The sequence below is a fragment of the Dyadobacter sp. HNCC25DJ185 genome, assembly GCF_056895195.1.
Genome location: NZ_JBXHAR010000007.1, coordinates 59690 through 82469, shown reverse-complemented (window position 1 = coordinate 82469; position 22780 = coordinate 59690). Strand labels below are relative to the sequence as shown.

21 protein-coding genes and 1 other RNA gene are annotated in these 22780 nt (G+C 45.4%); 8 read left to right on the top strand and 14 right to left on the bottom strand.

Annotation, left to right across the window (positions count from 1 at the left end):
• Window positions 1–12: 12 nt before the first annotated feature.
• A complete protein-coding gene (locus AC1XUF_RS20360) occupies window positions 13–432 on the bottom strand; it encodes a 6-pyruvoyl trahydropterin synthase family protein (protein ID WP_483343669.1) in 420 nt (139 codons plus the stop codon).
• Between the two features lie 112 nt (window positions 433–544).
• Between AC1XUF_RS20360 and rfaD the strand changes: the two genes are divergently transcribed.
• The 3 genes from rfaD to AC1XUF_RS20345 all read left to right on the top strand — a co-directional run bounded on the left by rfaD (window position 545) and on the right by AC1XUF_RS20345 (window position 5576).
• Entirely contained in the window at window positions 545–1510 is a 966-nt protein-coding gene (gene rfaD, locus AC1XUF_RS20355) for an ADP-glyceromanno-heptose 6-epimerase (protein WP_483343668.1), read from the top strand.
• A 251-nt stretch (window positions 1511–1761) separates the two neighbouring features.
• Window positions 1762–3207 carry a Fe-S cluster assembly protein SufB gene (gene sufB / locus AC1XUF_RS20350; protein WP_483343667.1) on the top strand — a complete coding sequence of 482 codons (1446 nt, stop codon included), beginning with the start codon at window positions 1762–1764 and terminating at the stop codon, window positions 3205–3207.
• 95 nt (window positions 3208–3302) lie between these two features.
• The gene (locus AC1XUF_RS20345; protein ID WP_483343666.1) at window positions 3303–5576 is read left to right on the top strand and encodes a monovalent cation:proton antiporter family protein; all 2274 of its coding nucleotides are present in this window, start codon (window positions 3303–3305) and stop codon (window positions 5574–5576) included.
• Here AC1XUF_RS20345 and AC1XUF_RS20340 read toward each other — a convergent pair.
• Window positions 5573–6463, bottom strand: a complete 891-nt coding sequence (locus tag AC1XUF_RS20340; RefSeq protein WP_483343665.1) for a 1-aminocyclopropane-1-carboxylate deaminase/D-cysteine desulfhydrase — start codon at window positions 6461–6463, stop codon at window positions 5573–5575. The two genes, AC1XUF_RS20345 and AC1XUF_RS20340, sit on opposite strands and share 4 nt — an antisense overlap.
• Window positions 6464–6501: 38 nt before the next feature.
• On the opposite strand from AC1XUF_RS20340, the gene AC1XUF_RS20335 reads away from it, so the two are divergent.
• On the top strand, window positions 6502–7533 hold the full coding sequence (locus AC1XUF_RS20335; protein WP_483343664.1) for an RluA family pseudouridine synthase: 1032 nt from the start codon (window positions 6502–6504) through the stop codon (window positions 7531–7533).
• A gap of 49 nt (window positions 7534–7582) precedes the next feature.
• Window positions 7583–8026 carry a GNAT family N-acetyltransferase gene (locus tag AC1XUF_RS20330; RefSeq protein ID WP_483343663.1) on the top strand — a complete coding sequence of 148 codons (444 nt, stop codon included), beginning with the start codon at window positions 7583–7585 and terminating at the stop codon, window positions 8024–8026.
• Here the strand turns inward: AC1XUF_RS20330 and trmD are convergent.
• The 10 genes from trmD to fabG all read right to left on the bottom strand — a co-directional run bounded on the left by trmD (window position 8023) and on the right by fabG (window position 18383).
• A complete protein-coding gene (gene trmD / locus AC1XUF_RS20325; protein ID WP_483344038.1) occupies window positions 8023–8700 on the bottom strand; it encodes a tRNA (guanosine(37)-N1)-methyltransferase TrmD in 678 nt (225 codons plus the stop codon). The two genes, AC1XUF_RS20330 and trmD, sit on opposite strands and share 4 nt — an antisense overlap.
• Window positions 8690–9256, bottom strand: a complete 567-nt coding sequence (gene rimM, locus AC1XUF_RS20320) for a ribosome maturation factor RimM (protein ID WP_483343662.1) — start codon at window positions 9254–9256, stop codon at window positions 8690–8692. Before rimM ends, trmD begins: the two co-directional genes overlap by 11 nt.
• An 81-nt stretch (window positions 9257–9337) precedes the next feature.
• Complete coding sequence (locus tag AC1XUF_RS20315) at window positions 9338–9886, bottom strand: 30S ribosomal protein S16 (RefSeq protein WP_483343661.1); 549 nt, start codon at window positions 9884–9886, stop codon at window positions 9338–9340.
• Between the two features lie 138 nt (window positions 9887–10024).
• On the bottom strand, window positions 10025–11545 hold the full coding sequence (locus AC1XUF_RS20310) for an OmpA family protein (protein ID WP_483343660.1): 1521 nt from the start codon (window positions 11543–11545) through the stop codon (window positions 10025–10027).
• Between the two features lie 56 nt (window positions 11546–11601).
• Window positions 11602–12002: RNase P RNA component class A (gene rnpB / locus AC1XUF_RS20305), an RNA gene on the bottom strand.
• Window positions 12003–12110: 108 nt separating this feature from the next.
• Window positions 12111–13451, bottom strand: coding sequence for a DUF4403 family protein (locus AC1XUF_RS20300; protein ID WP_483343659.1), 1341 nt, complete (start codon window positions 13449–13451; stop codon window positions 12111–12113).
• 97 nt (window positions 13452–13548) lie between these two features.
• Entirely contained in the window at window positions 13549–14532 is a 984-nt protein-coding gene (locus AC1XUF_RS20295; protein ID WP_483343658.1) for a Smr/MutS family protein, read from the bottom strand.
• Window positions 14533–14551: 19 nt separating this feature from the next.
• The gene (locus tag AC1XUF_RS20290) at window positions 14552–15499 is read right to left on the bottom strand and encodes a DUF2279 domain-containing protein (RefSeq protein ID WP_483343657.1); all 948 of its coding nucleotides are present in this window, start codon (window positions 15497–15499) and stop codon (window positions 14552–14554) included.
• Complete coding sequence (locus AC1XUF_RS20285) at window positions 15486–17561, bottom strand: VWA domain-containing protein (protein WP_483343656.1); 2076 nt, start codon at window positions 17559–17561, stop codon at window positions 15486–15488. The genes AC1XUF_RS20290 and AC1XUF_RS20285 overlap by 14 nt, the downstream gene beginning before the upstream one ends.
• Before the next feature lie 75 nt (window positions 17562–17636).
• Entirely contained in the window at window positions 17637–18383 is a 747-nt protein-coding gene (gene fabG, locus AC1XUF_RS20280; protein WP_483343655.1) for a 3-oxoacyl-[acyl-carrier-protein] reductase, read from the bottom strand.
• A 160-nt stretch (window positions 18384–18543) separates the two neighbouring features.
• Between fabG and yiaA the strand changes: the two genes are divergently transcribed.
• On the top strand, window positions 18544–18978 hold the full coding sequence (yiaA, locus tag AC1XUF_RS20275) for an inner membrane protein YiaA (RefSeq protein WP_483343654.1): 435 nt from the start codon (window positions 18544–18546) through the stop codon (window positions 18976–18978).
• Between the two features lie 43 nt (window positions 18979–19021).
• Window positions 19022–19735, top strand: coding sequence for an SDR family oxidoreductase (locus AC1XUF_RS20270; protein WP_483343653.1), 714 nt, complete (start codon window positions 19022–19024; stop codon window positions 19733–19735).
• Window positions 19736–19776: 41 nt separating this feature from the next.
• Here the strand turns inward: AC1XUF_RS20270 and AC1XUF_RS20265 are convergent, their stop codons facing one another.
• Together AC1XUF_RS20265 and AC1XUF_RS20260 are read right to left on the bottom strand one after the other, a co-directional pair.
• Window positions 19777–20847 (bottom strand): hypothetical protein, encoded by a 1071-nt coding sequence (locus tag AC1XUF_RS20265; RefSeq protein ID WP_483343652.1) that lies wholly within the window; start codon window positions 20845–20847, stop codon window positions 19777–19779.
• Window positions 20844–21482, bottom strand: coding sequence for an ABC transporter ATP-binding protein (locus AC1XUF_RS20260; RefSeq protein WP_483343651.1), 639 nt, complete (start codon window positions 21480–21482; stop codon window positions 20844–20846). Before AC1XUF_RS20260 ends, AC1XUF_RS20265 begins: the two co-directional genes overlap by 4 nt.
• Before the next feature lie 257 nt (window positions 21483–21739).
• Between AC1XUF_RS20260 and AC1XUF_RS20255 the strand changes: the two genes are divergently transcribed.
• The gene (locus AC1XUF_RS20255; RefSeq protein WP_483343650.1) at window positions 21740–22774 is read left to right on the top strand and encodes an isoaspartyl peptidase/L-asparaginase family protein; all 1035 of its coding nucleotides are present in this window, start codon (window positions 21740–21742) and stop codon (window positions 22772–22774) included.
• The last annotated feature ends 6 nt before the right edge of the window (window positions 22775–22780 follow it).

Genomic DNA, 22780 nt, shown 5'->3' with positions numbered 1-22780 from the left:
GCCTTTATGAGTCTATTCTCCGTAATACTCTACGAAATTCTTTGGAGTTTCTATGAGCTTGATGTAATGAAGCTGTGCGTGGGAGGCTTCTGCAGTAATGGCTGGTGCAAGTATGTTCCAGATTTCCATCACTAAAATTTCGCAGGAAGCCATTTTATCTTTCATAAAATCCACGTCAAGGTTCAGGTTTTTATGATCGACTTTATCTATGATTTTTTCTTTTACAATATCGCCTAAAACTTTGAGATCAATGACAAAACCGGTGTCCGGATTGGGTCTGCCTTTTACGGTAACAATCAGCTCAAAATTATGCCCATGCCAGTTGTTATTGGCGCAGGGGCCAAATACTTCCTGGTTTTTCTCATCTGACCACGCCGGGTTAAAAAGCCGGTGTGCCGCATTGAAATGCTCTTTTCTTGTTACGTAAATCATAAAACTTATTCGCACTTATTAAATAGGGTACAAAATTACAGCTTGTATCCGTAGTTTTGCAGTTTAACAAGAAGACACTGGAAAAAATCCCATTAACTATATATTATCTCCCATGATTATCGTAACAGGTGCCGCCGGATTCATTGGCAGCGGATTGATCAGCCGTCTGAATGCAGATGGTTTTAAAAATATCATTGCGGTTGACGATTTCTCGAAAATTGAAAAGGCCGAAAACCTGGAAGGCAAGACGATCAAGGAAAAGGTAGAGCGCGATCAGCTCTTCGATTGGCTTGATAAAAACTATAAAGATGTTGAATTCATATTCCATATTGGCGCCAGAACAGATACGACAGAATTTGACAAAGCAATTTTTGACGAGTTGAATGTCAACTATTCAAAATCGATCTGGCAGAAATGCGTTGCCTACCAAATTCCGCTGGTATATGCTTCGTCGGCTGCAACTTATGGTTTGGGTGAAAATGGCTATGACGATAACGAGTCTACTCTGGATCAACTCAAACCGTTAAACCCGTACGGCGACTCCAAAAACGAGTTTGATATTTGGGCGCTGGAGCAGGAAAAGAAACCCTTTTTCTGGGTAGGTCTGAAATTTTTCAACGTTTACGGACCAAACGAATACCACAAAGGCAGAATGGCGTCGGTTATTTTTCATGCATTCAACCAGATCAAGAAAACCGAAAAAATGAAGCTGTTCCGCTCGCATAACCCCGACTTTAAAGACGGTGAGCAAATGCGCGATTTTATCTATGTGAAAGACCTGATCGACGTGTGCATTTTCTTCATGCACCACAGAAAAGATTCGGGGATCTATAACCTGGGAAGCGGGCAGGCGCGTACTTTCAAAGATCTGGTTACCAATACCTTTAAATCCATGAACAAGGTAGCGGACATCTCGTATATAGATACACCGGAAGATATTCGCGACAAATACCAATATTTTACAGAAGCCAATATGACGAAGTTGCGCTCGATAGGGTACGAAAAGCCATTTACGACGCTGGAAGAAGGCGTTGAAGATTATGTGAAGAATTACCTGGCTTCAGGGAGTTATCTTTAGTGTTTCGCCTGCCCAAACTATGAGGGGCTTTTTCATCCTGATCGGATTGGAGAAAACGCAATCCCCTCCAAAGTATTTAGTGGCGGAGGGATCAGACGCTTCGCGGATCTGTAGAAAGGGATCAACACGCACGGATTTAGGGACAACAACACTTTAGTCCGCAATTTTCCGTATTTTTAAACCCCGATTAAACTCAATCCCATTTCTCTGTGTTAACCTAGCGACGAAACACAGTGTGATCATTTAATACTATGAGCAAAGAAGAAGAATTGTTGGAGGAAATCACCAGTTCGGAATACAAATACGGCTTTGTAACTGATATTGAAGCAGATGAGGCCCCCGCCGGGCTGAATGATGATATTGTCAGGTTTATTTCTGCCAAGAAAAATGAACCAGAATGGATGCTTGCATGGCGTTTGAAGGCGTATCATTTGTGGCTGACCATGAATGAGCCAAAATGGCCTAATGTGCATTATCCCAAAATAGATTTTCAGGCAATCAAATATTATTCGGCTCCAAAGAAAAAGAAGGCTGTTGAGAGTATAGAAGATATCGACCCTGAACTGCGTAACACTTTCGAAAGGCTCGGGATTTCTTTGAATGAACAAAAAAGGATTTCAGGAATTGCAGTCGATGCGGTAATGGATTCGGAGTCCGTTTTCACCACCTTTAAAGGTACGCTGAAAGAAAAAGGCATCATATTCTGCTCGATCAGCGAAGCAATACGCGAACATCCGGAGCTTGTTAAGAAATACCTCGGCTCAGTTGTCCCTCCGAAAGATAATTTCTACGCAGCCTTGAATTCGGCGGTATTTTCCGACGGATCATTTGTATACATTCCGAAGGGAGTTCGTTGCCCGATGGAACTTTCCACCTATTTCAGGATTAATGCTGCAGGAACCGGTCAGTTTGAGCGTACCCTGATCATTGCCGACGAAGATGCACAGGTAAGCTACCTGGAGGGCTGTACAGCGCCAATGCGTGATGAAAATCAGTTGCATGCTGCGGTGGTCGAAATTTTCGCTCACGCAAACGGCAATGTGAAATATTCCACCGTTCAGAACTGGTATCCGGGGGATAAAGAAGGAAAAGGCGGAATTTACAATTTCGTAACCAAACGCGGCCTTTGCGACGGTGCAGGCTCAAAGATATCCTGGACACAGGTAGAAACGGGTTCTGCCATTACCTGGAAATACCCCTCAGTGATCCTGAAAGGGGACAACTCAATCGGAGAATTTTATTCCGTTGCTGTAACCAATAACATGCAACAAGCGGATACTGGCACCAAAATGGTCCATATTGGCAAGAACACCAAGAGCAGGATCGTCTCAAAAGGTATCTCCGCCGGAAAAAGCCAGAACTCATACAGAGGATTGGTACAGGTTTTCAAGAAAGCTGAAAAAGCCCGGAACTTCTCGCAGTGCGATTCACTCCTGCTGGGAGATAAATGTGGCGCACACACTTTTCCTTACATTGAAGTAAGCAATCCTTCCGCCACTGTGGAACACGAGGCGACAACTTCAAAGATCGGAGAAGATATCCTCTTTTATTGTAACCAACGGGGTATTCCAACCGAGCAAGCCGTAGCTTTGATCGTGAACGGTTACGCCAAAGAGGTACTCAATCAGCTCCCTATGGAGTTCGCCGTAGAGGCTCAAAAGTTACTTGAAATCAGCCTGGAGGGTAGCGTTGGATAGCCTCTGGCAGCCGCTTATTACAGTTTTATATCAGAAAAGCCTTTGACTAGTCAAAGGCTTTTTGTATTTTATTGATCCATCAGCGTTAAACCTTCATGACCCACGTTCCACAATTAATTGTCGACCTTTCTTTGATCCTCACAATGGCGGGTATTATTACCCTTATTTTCAGGAAACTGAAACAGCCCATTGTGCTTGGTTACATCCTGGCCGGGTTGCTTGTCGGACCTAATTTCAATCTCTTTCCAACCATTACCGACATCAAGACCATTGAGATCTGGGCGGAAATTGGGGTTATCTTTTTACTTTTCAATCTGGGTCTCGAATTTAGTTTCAAGAAATTGGTGAAAGTCGGCAACACGGCTGCCATAACAGGTCTTTTCGAGGTTGGTATGATGCTGATCACCGGGTTTGCTGCCGGACAGCTTTTGGGCTGGAGCAAAACCGACAGTCTTTTTCTTGGGGGTATCATTGCCATCTCTTCAACCACCATCATCTTTCGTGCATTCGAAGAGTTGGGCATCAAAACCCAGAAATTTACCCGGGTCGTACTCGGGATCCTGGTGATAGAAGATCTTACCGCTGTATTGCTCATGGTTTTACTATCGACACTATCTATTAGTCAGCGGTTTGAAGGGTTTGAGCTCCTGCAGTCCATTGCCAAGTTATTCTTTTTTCTTACCCTCTGGTTTTTGGGAGGGATTTTTGTGTTCCCGACTTTATTGAGGCGTTACCGGAAATTAATGAATGACGAGAGTGTATTGATTACTTCTGTAGCCTTATGCTTCGGAATGGTATTTCTGGTAACCCAGGCCGGATTCTCGGCGGCACTTGGTGCGTTCATCATGGGCTCAATCCTGGCTGAGACAACACATGCTGAAAAAATAGAACACCTGTTAAAGCCTGTTAAAGACTTGTTTGGTGCGGTATTCTTCATTTCAGTAGGTATGCTGATCAATCCAAGTTTATTGGTCCAATATGCTATTCCTACTGCCATACTCGTGCTGGTCGTGATCGTGGGTAAAACAACATTCGTTACCCTGGGAGCCGTTATCTCAGGCCAACCCCTGAAAAAGTCCCTGCAATCCGGAATGAGCCTGTCACAGATCGGTGAATTTTCATTCATCATTGCCAATCTTGGACTTGCCCTGAAAGTGACCAGTGACTTTCTGTACCCGATCGCCGTGGGAGTATCCGTCATCACAACATTTACGACACCTTACATGATGAAGGCATCCGAACCATTGTACGATTGGTTTGAAAAGCGCTTGCCGGAAAAATGGAGGCTCTATCTCAACAGGTATAGTACCAGTACCGAAACAATTGCTCAAACCACACATTGGAACGACATCCTGAAATCATATGCACAGACGGTGGTATTAAACTCTGTGGTCGTGATAGGCGTCGTCCTGGCAGCTTCCAGACAGCTTGCGGATGCTTTACATACCCGGATCCCGGAAACTTTCATCACCAATTCGGTCTTGTTCGGCATTACTTTCCTCCTTATATCACCCTTTTTATGGGCCCTGGTTTTCAAAAGGTCCAATCGTAAAGCCTATTCATCGATCTGGCTCAGCAGGAAATATAGCCGCGGCCCGTTGCTCCTGCTCGAGCTGTCCCGCGTCCTTATTGCCATTTTATTGATGGGTTTTCTCTTGAATTCTTTTTTTGCTACTCCCACCGCGCTGGGTGTCGCCGGTTGCATTATGCTCCTGGGATTTGCTATTTTCTATCAAAGGCTTCAGGTATTTTATAATAGAATTGAGGACCGGTTCCTTCAAAATCTAAATGCCAGACAATTGGAGGGCAGCGGCAAATCCAAAAAAATATTGTTGCCCTGGGATGCCCATTTTGCCTTTCTGGAAGTAAGCGCAGACTCAAACCTAATTGGGAAAACCTTGCAGGAATTGAAAATACGGGAAACCTTTGGGATCAATGTCGTGCTGATCGAAAGGGGCAGTAAAACTATTCATTTACCGCGCCCCACCGAAGTGCTCTACCCATGCGACCGGATTGAGGTAATTGGCACCGACGATCAACTCGACACTTTTCGCGGGCACGTCGAGATCAGCACAAATGGCGACATGTATATGGCCCATGAAGACAGCATTGTTCTCGAGCGCATTGAAGTACGGAACGAATATAACATTCGTGGCAAAACTATCAGAAACAGTCAGATACGCGAAAAAACGCAAGGGATGATCGTAGGGCTAGAACGTAACGGGGAGCGCATCCTGAATCCTGATTCCTCTATGGTGATTGAAAATCTGGACGTATTATGGATCGCCGGCGATCGTGACCTCATTAAGGAGTTTATCAGTAATAAAACAGCCGGCAGCAGTGAAGAGGTACAATCGATTATAGCTTAAAGCAAACCCTGCAATCCGCCGGTATGAACAGCCGCAATAATAGTCCCTTTTTCGAAATGTTGCTTTTTAATCAGGTCAAAAAGGCCAAAAAACATTTTTGCAGTGTAGACCTGTTCTAATTGAATATCGAAATCACTGTTAAAGCGGTTGATAAAGTTCATTAGCTCCGGGGTCCACTTGGCGTAACCACCAAAATGATATTCCGTGAACAGCTTCAGACTTCCTCTCTCAGTTTGATCGATCAACAGGTCATTGACATCGGTTTCGAGGAACTCTCCCCCTTTTAGCGCGGAAAAGGCCAGTACATTACCGCCTCCCGACATAATGCCCGCAGCAGTCCCACCGGTCCCGGCAGCTACTGCATAATAGTCGGGCCGCCGTCCCAATTGCATTTCGACCTCGGCAACCATCTCGGTAACACCTTTTAAACCCTGGCTGGATGTCCCGCCTTCGTTGATGATGAAGGGGAAATTGAATTTTTTAGCCAGCTCATACAAATATGCGATCGAATTGCGCCGCCGGTATTCTTCCCTGGATACAAAAAAGAGCGTCATACCCTGCTCCCTGCAAAACCTGAGCGTGTCCGTTTCGTTTTGCTCATGCTCTTCTCCTCTGACAATACCTATGGTTTCAAAACCCATTGCCTTACCGGCGGCCGATGTGGCATATAAATGATTGGAATAAGCCCCTCCGAACGTCAAAATTACCTTCTGATTGGTTTCCTTGGCTTCCAGTAAGTTGTACTTCAGTTTTCGCCATTTGTTTCCTGAAACTATGGGATGGATCAGGTCATCCCTTTTGACGTATAGATTCACTTCCGCCTTTTCGAGAATTTCGTGATTTAGCCGCTCTAGCGAAGTAGGTAAGGAAGGGGTAAGTAAATCCATCAATTTTAATAATTTTGTTGAGTATATCCAGAATTAAAATGTCCGAAGATAGCGTTGAGATTACCTCCGAAGAAGATGATTTGTTTGAACACTATCGAATTGTGGCTGACAAAGGCCAGAGCCTGATCAGACTGGACAAATACTTAAACCTGCATGTTGCCAATGCTTCCAGAACAAAAATACAAAACGGAATTGAAGCTGAAGCAGTAAAAGTAAATGGATTACCTTCAAAAGCGAGTTACAAGGTAAAACCACTCGACATTATTACGCTTTCTCTACCACAGCCTCCGAGGGACACCGAAATCATCCCGGAAAATCTCACGTTGGACATTGTTTACGAGGATAATGTACTGCTGATCGTCAACAAACCTGTAGGAATGGTAGTCCATCCGGCATTTGGCAATTGGACAGGAACTTTGATCAACGGCTTGGTATATCACTTCCAGCAGTTACCTACAGGACGAAACGGTGAAGGCCGCCCAGGCCTCGTACACCGGATCGACAAGGACACATCCGGGTTGCTTGTGATTGCTAAAACAGAGTTTGCAATGTCATTTCTTGCCAAACAATTCTCCGACCACACGATTGAGAGGACATATTATGCGCTAATCTGGGGCGTACCAAAACAGGAGAAAGGAACCATTACGGGGAATATCGGCCGAAGTGCTAAGGACCGACGCGTTATGGAAATCTTCACAGACGGCAGCCAGGGCAAACACGCAGTTACCCATTACGAAGTGATTAAGCCGATGCGATACGTGTCCCTGATCAGGTGTAACCTGGAAACGGGCCGGACGCATCAGATACGCGCACATATGAAGCATATCGGCCATCCTATCTTCAATGACGTTACATATGGAGGCGACAAAATCCTGCGCAGTGTCACGAGCAGCCAATATAAGACAATGGTCGAAAGTTGCTTTAATTTACTTCCGGGACAGGCCCTTCATGCCAAGTCCCTGGGCTTTACCCATCCCGGTACAAAGCAATGGATACAGTTTGATACGGAGCTCCCCGAAAATTTTCAGGCGATCATTGAAAAGTGGGAAAACTATGTAAACTCTCATTAGGAAGTAGTATATTTTACATCCAGACACGTTTTAACGATAAATATTTCATATGACGATCTCCACCCGGCAAGGTACAGCAGCAGATATACCAGCGATCTTTGAATTGGTAAAAGAACTGGCCGTTTACGAAAGGGCATTGAACCAGGTTACTAATAACGTTGAAAAAATGACCCGCGACTACAATGAAAAGCTTTACGATTTCTTTGTAGCCGAATCGGATTCAAAGATCATCGGATTGTCCCTGTATTATTTCAGATACTCGACGTGGAAGGGAAAAAGGCTTTATATGGAAGATATTATCGTGACCGAAGCAATGCGTGGCAATGGCATCGGAAAAATTCTATTTGATGCGACAGTTGCTGCAGCCAAACAGACAGGATGCACCGGAATGCTTTGGCAGGTATTAGACTGGAATACTTCCGCAGTGGGATTTTACCGAAAATACGGCACCAATTTCGACAACGAATGGATCAATTGCAGCCTCGATTTCTAAGATTTCAGCAAATCAGGCCGGCGTTCCCGCGTCCGTTTTATGGATTGCTCGTAACGCCATTCTTCTATCTTTGCCTCGTGGCCTGACATCAGGATTTCAGGGACCTTGTTGCCTTCATAGTCAGCGGGCCTGGTATACACCGGAGGCGCGAGTAAACTGTCCTGAAAAGAGTCTGTAAGTGCCGACGTTTCGTCGTTCAGTACCCCTGGAAGTAACCGGATAATTGCGTCCGATAATACGGCTGCGGCCAGCTCCCCACCAGAAAGCACATAGTCGCCAATGCTGATTTCTTTGGTTATGAAAAGATCCCTCACCCTCTGGTCCACACCCTTATAATGCCCGCAAAGCATGATCAGGTTACCCTTCAATGATAGCTGGTTGACCATCCTCTGCTGCATCAACTCCCCGTCTGGTGTCAAATAGATCACCTCATCATAATTCCGCTCGTTCTGTAGAGTACGAATGCATTGAGCAATCGGTTCGATTTGCAAAACCATTCCGGCCCCGCCTCCAAAGGCATAATCATCAATCGTTCTGTGCTTATTGGTCGAATAATCACGGATGTCATGAACGATTACTTCCACAAAACCTCCCTGCTGAGCCCGTTTCAAAATAGAATGTGCAAAGAAACTACCCAGCAGATTGGGAACGCAGGTTAGGATATCAATCCGCATCATCAGGTATATTTTCGGTATCAGAATCGTTGCTCAGATACACTTCTAGCAACCCGTCAGGCAGATTGACGAACAGGTGCTTTTTCTCTTTATCTGCCTTCAAAACAATATCACGAGCGGTTGGAATCAAAACTTCCGAGTCCTGATATTCCATTGCAATAAGGTCTTGTCCGTTCAATGAATATACTTCTCTTACTACACCTAATTCGCCTTTCACCTCGTCTATGACTGTAAATCCCTTAATTTCATGGTAATAAAATTCTTCATCACCTAGCTCCTGCAACTCTTCAAGAGGCAAATACAATGAACTTCCTACCAATACTTGCGCTTTTTCAATTGTATTGACATCCTCAAAGCGCACAATTGCGTTGTTCTGCTTTTGCAAATTGATGTCTTCCACAAAGTAAGGCACCAATTCCCCTTTGATCTCTACATACACCGATTCCAGATCGTCGTAATCGTCAGGATAGTCGACATCCAAATAGATCACCACGTTACCGGCAGTACCGTGGGTACGAACAATATAGCCCAGCAAATAGCAATTATCCTGTGTCACTTTGAAATATAAATATGGTCAAAAACAGTATGAGTCTGTACGGAACACCGACAGACCCATAAAAGATATTAATATTTTAAATTATTCGGCAGACTCTTCCGCAGGAGCGTCTGTCTCGGTTGCATCAGTTATTTCTTCAGCAACCTCTGTTTCTGCTACTTCCTCAGCAGGAGGCGTATTTTTCTTCGCGATTGCATCTGCACGATCCTGGTTCACCTTGCGTTCAGCATCCAGCTTAGCTTGTTTTTCAGCGTCCTTTTTCTGAGTCAGACTATCAGCTGCCGTTGCCTTACGACCGTCTTTCGATCCCTTCCAATCATCAAAACGAGCATCTGCTACTTCTTGGGTAATCGCTCCTTTGATCACACCAACCTGCAAATGTTTTTTTAACAAGACACCTTCATGTTGCAAAATAGAACGCGCTGTATCAGTTGGTTGTGCACCTTTCAAAAGCCAATCAACCGCTTTGTCGGATTCCAGAACGATGGAAGCCGGATTTGTACCTGGGTTATAAATACCCAATTTTTCGATGAAGCGACCATCACGTGGTGCTCTGGCATCTGCGACTACGATATCGTAAATCGCTTTCTTCTTGCGTCCGCGACGCGCTAATCTGATTTTAACTGCCATTTTAGATTTTTTGCAGGGAGCTCGTCCCTTGATTAAACAGGGTGCAAAGGTACTTAATTTATTTTTTACACTTAATACTTAGGCATAAAAAAAGGAGGTAAATACTTACCTCCCTCTCTTTAACTCTTTGAGCTCTTATTATCTGCGGAAACCGGCAGGGTAAGTCGAGCGGATTGTATTGTTTGGAAGCACTTTAATCTCAACACGACGGTTGGATTGCAACCCTTCCACTGTGGTATTTTCTGCAATCGGGCGATACTCTCCGTAGTATTCTACAATGATACGGCTTGGGTCAGTAAGACCAGCGCGAACCAGGAATCTTTTCGCTGCATCAACCCTGCGGCGTGAAAGCGCTACGTTATATGCATCAGAAGCACGGGCATCTGTATGACCCACAAGAACGATGCGGCAATTGGTACGCATGTTCAATAATTCAACCACTTTGGCCAAAGTCTCTTTCGATGCATTGCGGATAATCGCTTTGTCAGTATCAAATTCGATATTGCTGAAAAGAGCCTCGCACTCGTCTTTCGGCAGATTGTTTTTGATTGCGTCTCTGATAATTTTATCAAGATCTAATGCCACACCACCACCGGAAACTACGCTTCCAATCGGGGTATTTGGTTCTTTGTCAAAAAGATCTGCAACACCATCGCCGTCAGAATCGGTATAAAGACGTGGATCAACCGGCTTAGGCATATTGGCTTTTGCAATTGAATCTGCATCGTCCATCGTTGGGTTGTAAGGAACCGGGATAAGTGCCTCAGGATTGGCCCATCGCAGGTGGTAACGCCCTTTTGAAGCATCGTATTTGCCATCTTTAGACATCACCGCATTTTTACCTAGCTTGTAAGTTAAAGCAATCGAAGCCATTCCCCATCCGTCGTTTTTGGATTCACCTTTAACAAATGTCCAAATACCTTGTTGCGTCCGGTAATCGCTCAAATCACCCACCGTTGCATCCATTTTCTCTGTATTCACATAGTTATAAGTGAAATCAAGGCCCAAATCGAAACGTGGTGTCAGCTCATAATGGATAGCTAAACCAGCTGGTATCACCCATTCTCTAGTGTAAGTAGATCCGTTGCGTTCCCATTTACCGGCAGTTTTAGAACTTCCGTCTGTGTTCGTCGATACTTCCCATTTAGTTCCAAACCACTGGCTAGCAGGATTGGTGTTAGTCGCTGTAAGATCGGTGTGGTAATAAATGATACCAGCTCCAAGATGCGCATCAACTTTCCATCTTCTTAACTTTTTATAGCCAAAAAGAAGGCGATTCACATTAAGAGTTCCATCGATCGTAGCCTGCACAAAAGACGGGCTGTTGAAGAAAACATCATAAGTTTCACCAGTAAGAGAGCTGAACTGGTTTTTCTTGGATCCCTGAAGTTGTCCATTAAACCCGGTTAGTTGAATACCGAAAAGAGGGGACAATTGTTTATTGATCGAAAGACCCCAGCCACCTGTAAGTTTTTCGTTGTCACCACGTTTAAAGTCATATTCTTTAATATCACCGAAGAATTTTGTAATCCCCCCGTAACCTGTGATGGACCAGGTATTCATTTTGTTAGGCCCGTCATACGTTCTGTTTTGAGCATACGTATTAAGACTTAGCAGGGAGAAAAAAATCAAAGCAACGTAAAGGTTCTTTTTCTTCATGGGAAACACGCGTTATGTGACTCAATATAGCACTTATTATTTAACTTAAAATCAGAAAAAGGAGTAAGCCTGTAAGCCGGGTTCTGTTTTCTTGCAAATCTGCAAGAACTCCTACCATTTATCCAGGATCCCAGTCACCTGAAATCTCTAACGATCTACCCGTGTTAACGTTCGGAAGAACGGGGACGAGTAGCCCCACAAATTAACACCTATTTGATCTTTCAGCCCGTAAGGTTTACCGTGCCCCGCCGGTTACCCGGACGGGCGGTGGGCTCTTACTCCACCATTTCACCCTTACCTTGATATATAAAAAACATGCCAAGGCGGTATCATTTCTGTGGCACTGGCTGTCAATAAATCGTCGCCAATCTATTGCCTTCCTGTTAGGAAGTACGGTACTCTGCGCTGCCCGGACTTTCCTCCCCGGCGAAACCGCGGCGGTAGGACAGCTTAAACCTTTCCTCTGTGCACAAAGCTAAGAAATACTTTCTTTCCAACAGCAGTCAATATACTATAAAAACTAAAAAAATATAGTAACTGCACTGATTATTATGCAAATTTTAAACTAAATTCCTTTCAACCCATCGACCCTTAAATTTACTTTACCATTAGCAAATACAACTGAATAAAGGTGTTTTGGAGTCAAATAAACTTTGTCTGGCGCAATATCAGACAGTGTTCCTTTGAGGGTGATCCCCTCGGTAATTTTATAATTTGCCAAAGCTTTCTGAATCGTTTTTTTTGCCTCGGTTATTTGGTCTCCCACAGGAAAAACCATTCTTTTTTCCATCATCCTGCTGAACTGTCCCTGTAGAAGCCATCCGGCTGTCCTGACTATAGTATTTCGGGTATCCAAGTCATAATCAAGTCCTTTAAGCGATAATTGCTGGGTAACTGGATCATAGTAAGGAACCCCTTTCAAATAGATATCTCCTGTAATATTTCCCTTCAGACCCGCCTTGATAACGAGCCTGTCGTTCTGTCCATACATTTCAACCGAAGTAACTTCCACGTTATATTTCCCTCCCAAAAACGAAAATTTCTCCCCCGCAAATTTTGCAGTAGCAAGTCTGGCCGCGTCTTCGTAGGAAACCAGACTTATCAATCCGATTTTGAAGTCTTCTGTAACCTTATCGACGATCTGAAGATCAGGCAGTTTTTGTATCCCGGATATCGCAGGTTTGGTAACTGATGTGATCGTCTGTGTATAACCCTTAAAACCAATGACCGATCGCAGAACATTGTTTTTCGCCAATAATGGTGTCATAACAACGGCATTGGGAGTAACAACCAGCCAGGTATTGTATTCAGGCGACAATAGTACTGGCTGTCGTGCAATGTTCCAGGCAAGCTCTGCATTCTTTTTGAGTTCCAGATTATTGGCAACCTCCTCGTCAATCGCGTCAGTAATTTTATCGAAGTTCTTGTTTAGCAAACGACTAGCCATGCTTTTAATCGGAATGCTTATGCCAGCGACCTTGACGCTGGGTTCGCTGATCCAGTCGTAGCTGTCCACATAAGTTTCAGATTTGACTTGCCAATTAGGCGAAATACCTATTTTAGAAATCAGCCGAATGCGTATTGAAAATTCGGTATCCTTGTAGCCCGACATCGTGAGGCCCAGCGGACTAATCTTATAACCTGCGCTTACCCAAATTTTCAAGGGGACCTCGAAAAGAAACGAGGAATCGATGGCAACGACCTTTATCGGGCTTATTTTCCAAACTTTTGCTTTGAGGTTATCATTGTTATCGTCCTCATAACTATTGTCTTCGTAAATCAGGCCTTTTATGCGGGTATTGATCTGATTTTCCAGTTCCGATACTGGTATTTCTACCGGGATATTCAGTATCGACAGATGTTTTTCGTTCTGTATTTCCTTATCCGAATACTTATATTCTTCCATAGGCGCTTTGGGGGATGAGGTACTTTTTGAACGACATTGCCATTGGCTCAACGCGATAGCTGAAACAATCAGCAGGTAAAAACATTTAATGAGCGGCTTATTTGATCTTGACGAGGGTTGCACCGTATCCGAATTTTTCTTTGAGAGCGTCTTTAAAATAATGAACATGTTGATTTTTACCTAGTCGCCGGTGAAGTTCGTTCTTCAATACCCCGCTTCCGGCACCATGAATAAACGTTATTTCCTCCATCCCATTGGCAATAGCTTTCTCCAGATTGCTTTCAAAAGCATCGAGCTGTGTTTTCAGGATTGCATCATTGGAAAGTTTTGAGGGATCTTTTCCCAGCTTTTCGATGTGGAGATCAATCACCTGGTCCGGTTTCGAGACCTTATTCTGTTCGGCGAGTCCGCCACCCAGCATACTCGTTTTTAGTACATTGGAAAGATTATCCGGGCTGACAGACTCGTCGGTTTTCAAGTTTTCTTCATCCAGTTGATATACAAAAGCCTCCTTGTCCAATAGTGGGGCCTTCTTTTTATTTTTATAAAAAGATTGCGCTCTGCATTTTATCCTTCTGGTCAGCGCTTGCGGCAGGGTATATACACCCTCCCTGTAATACAGCATTTTAAAGTCGAAAACGGGCCAGGTTTCGAAGTCTTTGATCAGTATCTCGGTAAGTTTATGGGATGACCTGGGTTGAAGCGTACCCGCTGCGAGACCGGTGCTTTTCAGGTCAGTCGACGCGACCGCCGTGAAAGGTAAAATCCAGTCCGAATTATTGATCACATGCACGGTAAGGGCGCGATCATTCACTGCAATAAATGCCAGGTAAATTCCTTTTTCCGCAAACGGTAGTTGTCTTGGGGCAATCGTATCGCGCTGTGCACCAATCTTTTTTGTATCTGGTTCTTTAACCATACGCTGAGATTCAACCGGCGAGATGGTCACAATCTCATTGCGGAGCACAGGTATGCGAAATCCATCCTCAATCTCAATCTCGACTACATTCCCGGGCAAAAAGGCATAAATAATCCCTTCTTCGCGTCCATGGACCAGTCTCACTTTATCTCCAATATTCATGGCTTTTATCAATTATTTTCTAAAAATAAAACGGCTTAAAGTCAATTCCCTTTTTGCTGATCTGTAAAGCAGGAGCAGGGATCTTAATGGAATTGGCCAGAAACCCAATGGTGCGAACAAATTTACTTCTCGTTTTGATCTTGGTCAGGTCAATATCAAGCGAAAAATAATATTGCCGGTAGGGCCGGTAACCCATTGCTATGCTTTTGTCCTTTTCGGCGCTCACCATATCATGTATCCCATAACCGATGGAAAAACAGAGCCATGCGGGCCATTTGCTTCCTTTAAAAAAAGATCCCGGACTCGCTGAAAGCCAATAAGTTTGACCATTATAATCTTTTAGCCAGCTTTCGTAACGGTTGCTGCCCAGTAATTCAGGCCTCACGCGGGAAAGAGACGTATAATGAAAAGAGTATTTAGGCTGGATCTTTATTTCATCCCAAAGCGCCACCTGCCCCAGAAAAATCGTCGAGCCCAGGATATTACCCACCATATCTCCGGGTGAAAAGCCGTAATCGGGCGAAAAACCGTCCAGGATTTCGATCGGGGTTTGAAATATGATCCCCGAAATCGCTCCATAGACCAGCATTTGCCTCTTCGAAATTCCTGTTTTTTTATAAAGTGCTGCTGTATGGCGGGCAATTTGATAGGATGTGTAAACGTGCCCCATTTTGTCCATTTGAAGCCACTCACTGGTATCATCCTTGATCGTGAAGTGAGTAAGCTTGTTTTTGTACCAGGATTTGCTCAATCCATAAATGCTCCCAAGGTAAAGTACAGACTGTGCCGCAAACATTCCGCGCAGCAACTTATAGTCGGGATGGACTTGTTGAATCGAATCATTTCGCACCGAATCGGCGGTCATCAAGGGCTCTTGAGCCAGGGAAGCAAGCGGATTGGAAAGAATCAGGCAAATGAAAAAATGGCCGAAAAATACCGGCTGCAATGATTTACTAATATCCGCCATGGTATTTCCTTAATCCCCATTCGGCGCCCATCAGCACGACCAACAGAAAAAATAGCCATTTTATATAAATCAGTTCGACCATTTCTTCGCTGCTGTCGAGGCGGTCAGCCGGTCGGTCGGCAATCAATTTATTGACAAAGCTTGCTAGCGTAGTTGGTGCGAGAAATGCACCGCCCGACCTGCCAGCCAGCTCCCTGAGCATCCCGAAATCGGCCGTGGTGTTATTAGCTTCCAGATCCACGTTTCGGATCACAAACTGACCACCGACTCTTTCCGGCCCGCCACGTAATGTAGCCGATGCATGATAGCGGTATACTCCTTCAGCAAGCCCGCTTGCACTGAACCTGGGCGATTCCTTGGTATGGGTGTAAGTGAACTGCCGAACCTTACCTTTCTCGTCAGTCAGACTTAATGTTATTTCCTGACCAAAAACAGGTTCATAAATATCATTGTAAATCTCTGTCTGGAAAACAACCTGTTCACCAGCCTCAAACTCATTACGGATCGGGTAAACCCGGAATTTACGTTTATCCTCCCGGACAGAGAGTATCTGGATTAGCTTCTGAAAAAGATTATCCACTACGTCCTGCTTGCTGGTCTGGGCAAATTCCTCCTGGCGCCATTGCCACAATCCCTCCCCGGCAAGCACAGCTACTTTTTGTTCACCACTTGTATTCAAAACGAGCAACGGCTTATTCGTGTTTAGGGTGCCAACCTTTTGATATAAAATGGTTTCGGTGCCCGGCGAAAGGTTATATTCACCAAACGGGACCGACAAAGGCGGCAGCCTTTCCAATAACCGAAGACTCTCCGGATCAAAGTTAAGTGACTGAAATAAAGGATTATATCTCGCTGTAACCTTATCAACCTGGTTGTTGGAGGTATTGATCGATAACGACCTATTCAGCGTGCTGGCCAAAGGAACTGCTGACTGGTTGCCCAAAATGAAGAACAAGGGAACTTTGGAATCAACGAATTTTCTGACCTGAGGATTCCCTAAACCAAGCACATTGGGGATCTGGTGCAGAATGACCAGATCGTATGGCCTGGTGCTGGCAGGAGGATTATTTGAAATAGACAGGATGTTGATATCCAATTCGTAACGATCATTGGCTTCGACAATGCTGCGAATACTTTTGATATCAGGATGCGGCGCCAGTGCCATCAGCAATATCTTTTGCCTTCCATCAATAATGTCAATGTAAACATCCTTTCTGTTATTCCTGCTGGACGTCTCCCCAGATACGCCGCCCAATTCCAGAGTATAGTGCTGAACACCTTTTTGATTGGACGATGCTTTGAATTCAAATACCTTGAAATAGTCGGGTCGATCGATCACGACCGTCTGGCTTTGGATTACTTTTCCATTCTGCTTCAATGAAACCGTTGTCGACTTGCCAGCCAATCCGTTTGCCACAATTTCTGCTCTGATCGGGAATTCGTTTTCCAGGTATGCGATCCGGTTACTGATCACATCTTTGATCCGTATATCAAGATCGGGCACGGAGTCGCCGACTGCCAATGTATTGATTTTGAAAGGAAAACGGTTATACGCCGGAGAAATTCCCTGGTTTACAATTCCGTCTGAAAGCAAAATCACATCTGTCAGGTTTCTTCCTTCAAAATTGGTCTTAATCGTTTGCAGCATGCCTGAGAGGTCCGTTTTGTTCTGATCAAACCTGACAGAATCCGCAGCTTTTGGATTTGCACTTTTGTCCAGGGTAGCCAGACTTACTTCGAATCCCGCCTCAGCAAGTTCTGCAGAGGCACTGGAAACCTGTTTCATGAGTTCCTTTCCGTACTTGCCGACTGACTCCGAATTATCGATCGCAAATACCACCTTCGCTTTGTCGACGGTTGTTTCCGTTTTCCTTACCAATGGGCTCAGCAGCAAAAAGCAGATCAAAGCCACCGTAATAGCCCTTATTCCAGCAAGCAGGTAATTCAATCTTCTTCCCCAGGAGGGTTCGGGCTGATAAAGTAAAAAAGCGTAAGTGCCGCCTGCGACCAGACAGAAGATGATAAACCAGTAAGGAGTTTGAAAAATAAGTTCGGACCGCATGTATTGGGAATCGCTAGCTGGCAGCGATACAATATACAATGAAAACTGCCAGCTATTTACAAACGAAGAAAAACACTAGGTTAACATACCGCCGTCCACCTGAATAACCTGCCCGGTAATATAACGCGACAGGTCAGATGCGAGAAAAACACAGGCGTCGGCCACTTCTTCGGGCTGCCCTCCCCTTTTCATGGGTATCGATTGCTTCCATTCCTCCACGGCTTTGGACTCTACTGCGCCGGTCATTTCTGTTTCTATAAAACCCGGGGCGACTGCATTCGAGCGTATGTTCCTGGAACCCAGTTCGAGGGCAATAGATTTGGTAAAACCGATGATCCCGGCCTTTGATGCCGCGTAGTTGGACTGCCCGGCGTTGCCACGGATACCCACCACAGATGTAATGTTGATAATCGACCCGCTTTTTGCCCGGATCATACTTTTAGTAGCAGCTTTGGTCAGATTGAAAACCGATTTGAGGTTGATATTGATTACCGTGTCCCACTGTTCCTCACTCATACGCATCAGCAGCCCGTCGCGGGTAACCCCTGCATTGTTGACCAGCACATCGAGCTTTCCGAAATCAGCAAGGACATCTGTGATGAGTTGGTCGGCTGCCTGGAAATCGGATGCATCCGAACGATAACCCTTGGCCCTTACGCCAAACGCTTCCAACTCCTTCGCCAATGCTTCCCCTTTTTCAACACTGGATAAATAAGTAAACGCAACATCAGCGCCTTCCTCTGCAAGCCTCAGCGCAATTGAACGGCCAATGCCCCGGGAAGCGCCGGTTACCAGCGCTACCTTATTTTCTACTATTTTCATAAATAAAATTATTCTGTCAAAATGAATTATGAGCGGCAAAAATAGAATATTGGCGAGAGACCGTCAAAAAACAAAGTAGAGAAACTGTGCCGTTACTTTTTCTTGAAATCAATATTATCTTTGAAAATCACTATAAACATCACCCCCAATCGGTAACACAATGAACAATGTAAACGCCCAGAAAACCTCCGCGGCATTTATCGCCGCATCCTGGATCGCACTCGGGACAGGTATGCTCGGTTTTATCATCGGACTATGGAGGTCCGAAATGCTATTAAGTGAAAAAGGCTACTATTTTACTGTGCTCATGTACGGCTTGTTCGCCGCAGTTTCTGTTCAGAAAAGCGTGAGGGACAGGCTTGAAGGCATTGCTGTTACCGCAATCTACTATGGTATCAGCTGGTTTTCTGTGATCCTTGCCATCGTTTTACTGGTGGTTGGATTATGGAATGCGACACTGCTGCCGAGTGAAAAAGGCTTTTACGCATTTGCCTACCTGCTGGGCATTTTCGGTGCGATCGCGGTGCAGAAAAATACCCGTGATATGCAGAATTTCGAAGCTGGCCCCGGTTTTTCCAAACCTTCTGACATGTGAGACTGTTACTGAAAGACAGTATCGTTCATTAAACATATATTGAATGTCAGAATCAATTAAAACCGCCTTGATAACCGGCGGATCGAAGGGTATCGGCTATGGAATTGCCGAGGTGCTCATAAAAGATGGAATTCGGGTCGCCGTGACCAGCCGCTCGAAAGAAAACGCTGATCGGGCCGCTGCCAGGCTCAATCAGATCCGTGAAGGTTTTGCAATTGGGATCGAATCGGATGTAAGGAATTTAAGCTCGCAGGAGAAATCGGTCGCCGCCGTTGTGGGGCAATGGGGCCGGCTGGACTATTTCATCGCCAATGCCGGCGTAGGCCACTTCGCGCCCATCCAGGAACTGACTGCCGAATTGTGGCAGGAAACGATAGACATTAATCTTACAGGTGTCTTTTTCAGCGCCAAAGCGTCGCTGGCAGCCCTGACTGAATCAAAAGGGTATTTCATTACCATTTCCAGTCTGGCCGGAACCAATTTCTTTCCGGGCGGAACTGCATATAATGCGAGCAAATTCGGCCTTGTCGGATTTTCACAGGCTATGATGATGGATGTCAGGAACGCGGGGGTTAAGGTAACGACCATCATGCCCGGGTCTGTGGCTACCGAGTTCAGCAACCACCAGCCTTCTGAAAAAGATGCCTGGAAAATCCAGCCGGAAGACATCGGACATATTGTGGCCGATCTGATCAAACTTCCCGCCCGGACGCTTCCAAGCAAAATTGAGGTGCGGCCATCTATGCCTCCCAAGTAACTCCAGAGTGAAGCCAGGCCGGGATAAGGATCGACCTGGCTTCACACCTTATACCATCTCGGGAATATAAAAAACCCGAAGAGTAACGCCATACCCGCGAGCAGCAAAAGTGGTACTTTATACAATATTAGGAGCGTCAGCCCCACAAAGCCGAATAGGAAAGCCCCCATGGAATCTTCCTGTAACCCGTCGTTTTTGTAGAAAAACAAATGCGACAATATCAGTAAGGCCAGCCCTAGGCCGTAAAGCTGGGCTATTTCAAAAATAGTCAGTGAAACGTTTCGCATAGCCGCGAATGTTTCGGGCAAAATAATAATCGCATGAAACGCCAGTGTCCTGCCAAATCTTTTCGCATGGGACACCGGCAATGACCTTCCCCACAGCCAGGTCTCGCTTTCCCATTTGAAGAATTCGTATGAAATGCCCAGGTTAAGCATGTAAGCCAGCGACAGGCCCACCGCTGGCAGGCGTATATCGTACTGATCCGTGCTATAATAGAGCATCGTTCCCACAGAAACCAGTATGGCGCCCAGCTTACCGGCAAGCAAGGTAATCCCCCTTTCCCTGAACAACCATTCAAAAGCCCAGTACAGCCATGATACCGGCCGCGGGAAAGGCCATTTGAAAAATGATCTGCTGGTTTTGGCAACATATAAGACCGGGTTGCGGACACGCCATTCGGCCACAACGGCAATAGCAAACGAAAGGATGAAATAGAAAGGGAAAACCGGCCAGAGCCGATCTGCGATCCCGTCTTGGATTGAGATCGCAATCAGATAAGCACCGTAAAAAAGGATGGGCTGTAAAAAGCCAAGTGCAAGGATCAAAAATCTGATAATCCGTCTTTGCGGTGACCAGGTGCTCACATGATAGATGAATGTATATTCCGGCAGCTTCCAGGTTTGCACCAAAAATTGTGAGCATAACAGCGAGTAAGCCAGCCACATCCCAAACAGATAAGCCATCCCGTAGGACCCGGTCAGGAAAAACACGGCAAAAGCATGATGTTCCGCACCGCTTAAAAACCCAAAAACAATTCCAAGGAACACAAAAAACATCCCGGCCCTCTGTCTGAAAAATGCCGACACGGTCGACAACATCAATGTTTTCATGGCTTTGTCATGTCAACCAGGGTTCTGTTTTTCAGCGAATAAGTCTTCGTTACTGCCAGTCCATCCCGCTGGAACAGCTGGTGGGAAGAGAGCAGGAATGTTACCCCGGAATCGTATTGTGTCCTGATCAGATGAAATAGGGCACTTTGTGCGTCCAGATCGATGGTAATAAGTGGTTCGTCCAGAATAATAAGCGATGGGTTTCCCAGAAATGCGACGGCCAGAGAGACCTTCTTGACCATCCCACTTGAACAGCTGCCAAAAGGGCTTTTAAGGTAATTGATCCCCAGTGTCTCAATCAGCATTTCAGTTTGGCCGGCCGGTGCACGTTTAGCTTCCGCAACAAAGCGAATCAAGTCAAAAGGGGTCAGGAAAGAAGGATAAAGAGGTTCTGCCTCGCCCAGATTAAGTCTCAGCCGGTAGTCTACGGGGTGTTTTTTGAGATCGAAACGGCCGTTGAGGACAACAGTCCCGGTATAAGGCAGCATTCCTGATAAGGTCCTGAAAAGTGTGGATTTGCCAGCTCCATTTTCTCCTTGTATCCAGTAAATACCGTGTTCAATCTCGAAGGACGCAATCGACAAAATTTCCCGGTCACCATATTTCTGGTGTAAGTCCCGAATTTCCAGAATCATCTATAACTCATTAAACTAGTGAAGGAATAAGCCAGGTACCGATCGTATGTTATTCCCAAATAGGATGCAAACAAAATATAAAATTCCCATATAAAGTTTACTTATCTAATTGGTCTGACAAAATTTTGTATTTTCATTGGCCTGCAAGTCCATGGAATGTATATTTGAAAAATTTTTTAATTATCTCTGATATTTTTAAAAAAACTTACAAACATTCATCAGGTTTCTGCTCTTTATCTTTAATAAAATCTACCGTTATGAAATCCAACCGCCGGTCCTTCTTACGCTTGTCAGCCTTTGCGCTTCCATTAACCCGTATCAATCAGCTTTTTGCAAAAAACAACGACGTTAATAAGCCATTGGTCGTTTCAACCTGGGATAGCGGTCAGATCGCCAACGGGGCGGCTTGGCCGGTTCTGGAAAAGGGCGGAAAAGCATTGGATGCGGTGGAGCAGGCTGCCATTGCCATCGAAAACGATATCAATTGCTGTGTGGGCCTTGGAGGTAACCCGGACCGTGACGGGCACGTCACGCTGGACGCCTGCCTCATGGATGATAAGTTTAATTGCGGGTCTGTTGCTTTCGTAGAGAGGGTCAAGCATCCGGTCTCGCTGGCCCGCAAACTGATGGAGACCACGCCTCACGTATTTATGGCTGGAGAGGGCGCACAGCAGTTCGCAGTGGCAAACGGCTTTGGGCTTGAGTCGGGCGCACTTTCGCCAGGTGCTGAAAAGGCATACAAAGAGTGGCTCAAAAAAGCTGATTATAAACCGGTTATCAATATCGAACGCCAGCAGTCTCACCCCAAAGGACATGGACCATTCGCCCCCAACCGATTGGAAGACGGCTCCTTTAATCACGACACCATGGGTACCATCGCTATCGATGCATCAGGCAATCTTTCAGGAATGTGTACGACGAGCGGCATGGGATTCAAAATGCGGGGAAGGATCGGCGACTCCCCCATCATTGGCTCAGGCCTATATGTAGACAATGAAGTGGGCGCTGCAACCGGCTCGGGCCAGGGCGAAGAAGTGATCCGGATTTGCGGGACCCACACCATTGTGGAACTCATGCGAAACGGTCTTTCACCTATGGAGGCCTGTAAAAAAGCGATTGAACGCATTATTAAAATCAATCCTGAAAAAGCAAAAACATTCCAGGTTGGATTTATTGCAATCAATAAGCAAGGTGAAATAGGTGCCTATTCGATTCAAAAAGGCTTTAATTATACCGTTACCGAACAGGGCGGTAAAGGCAAAGTGATCAATGCCAGCAGCCATTTTGCCTGAACAAGC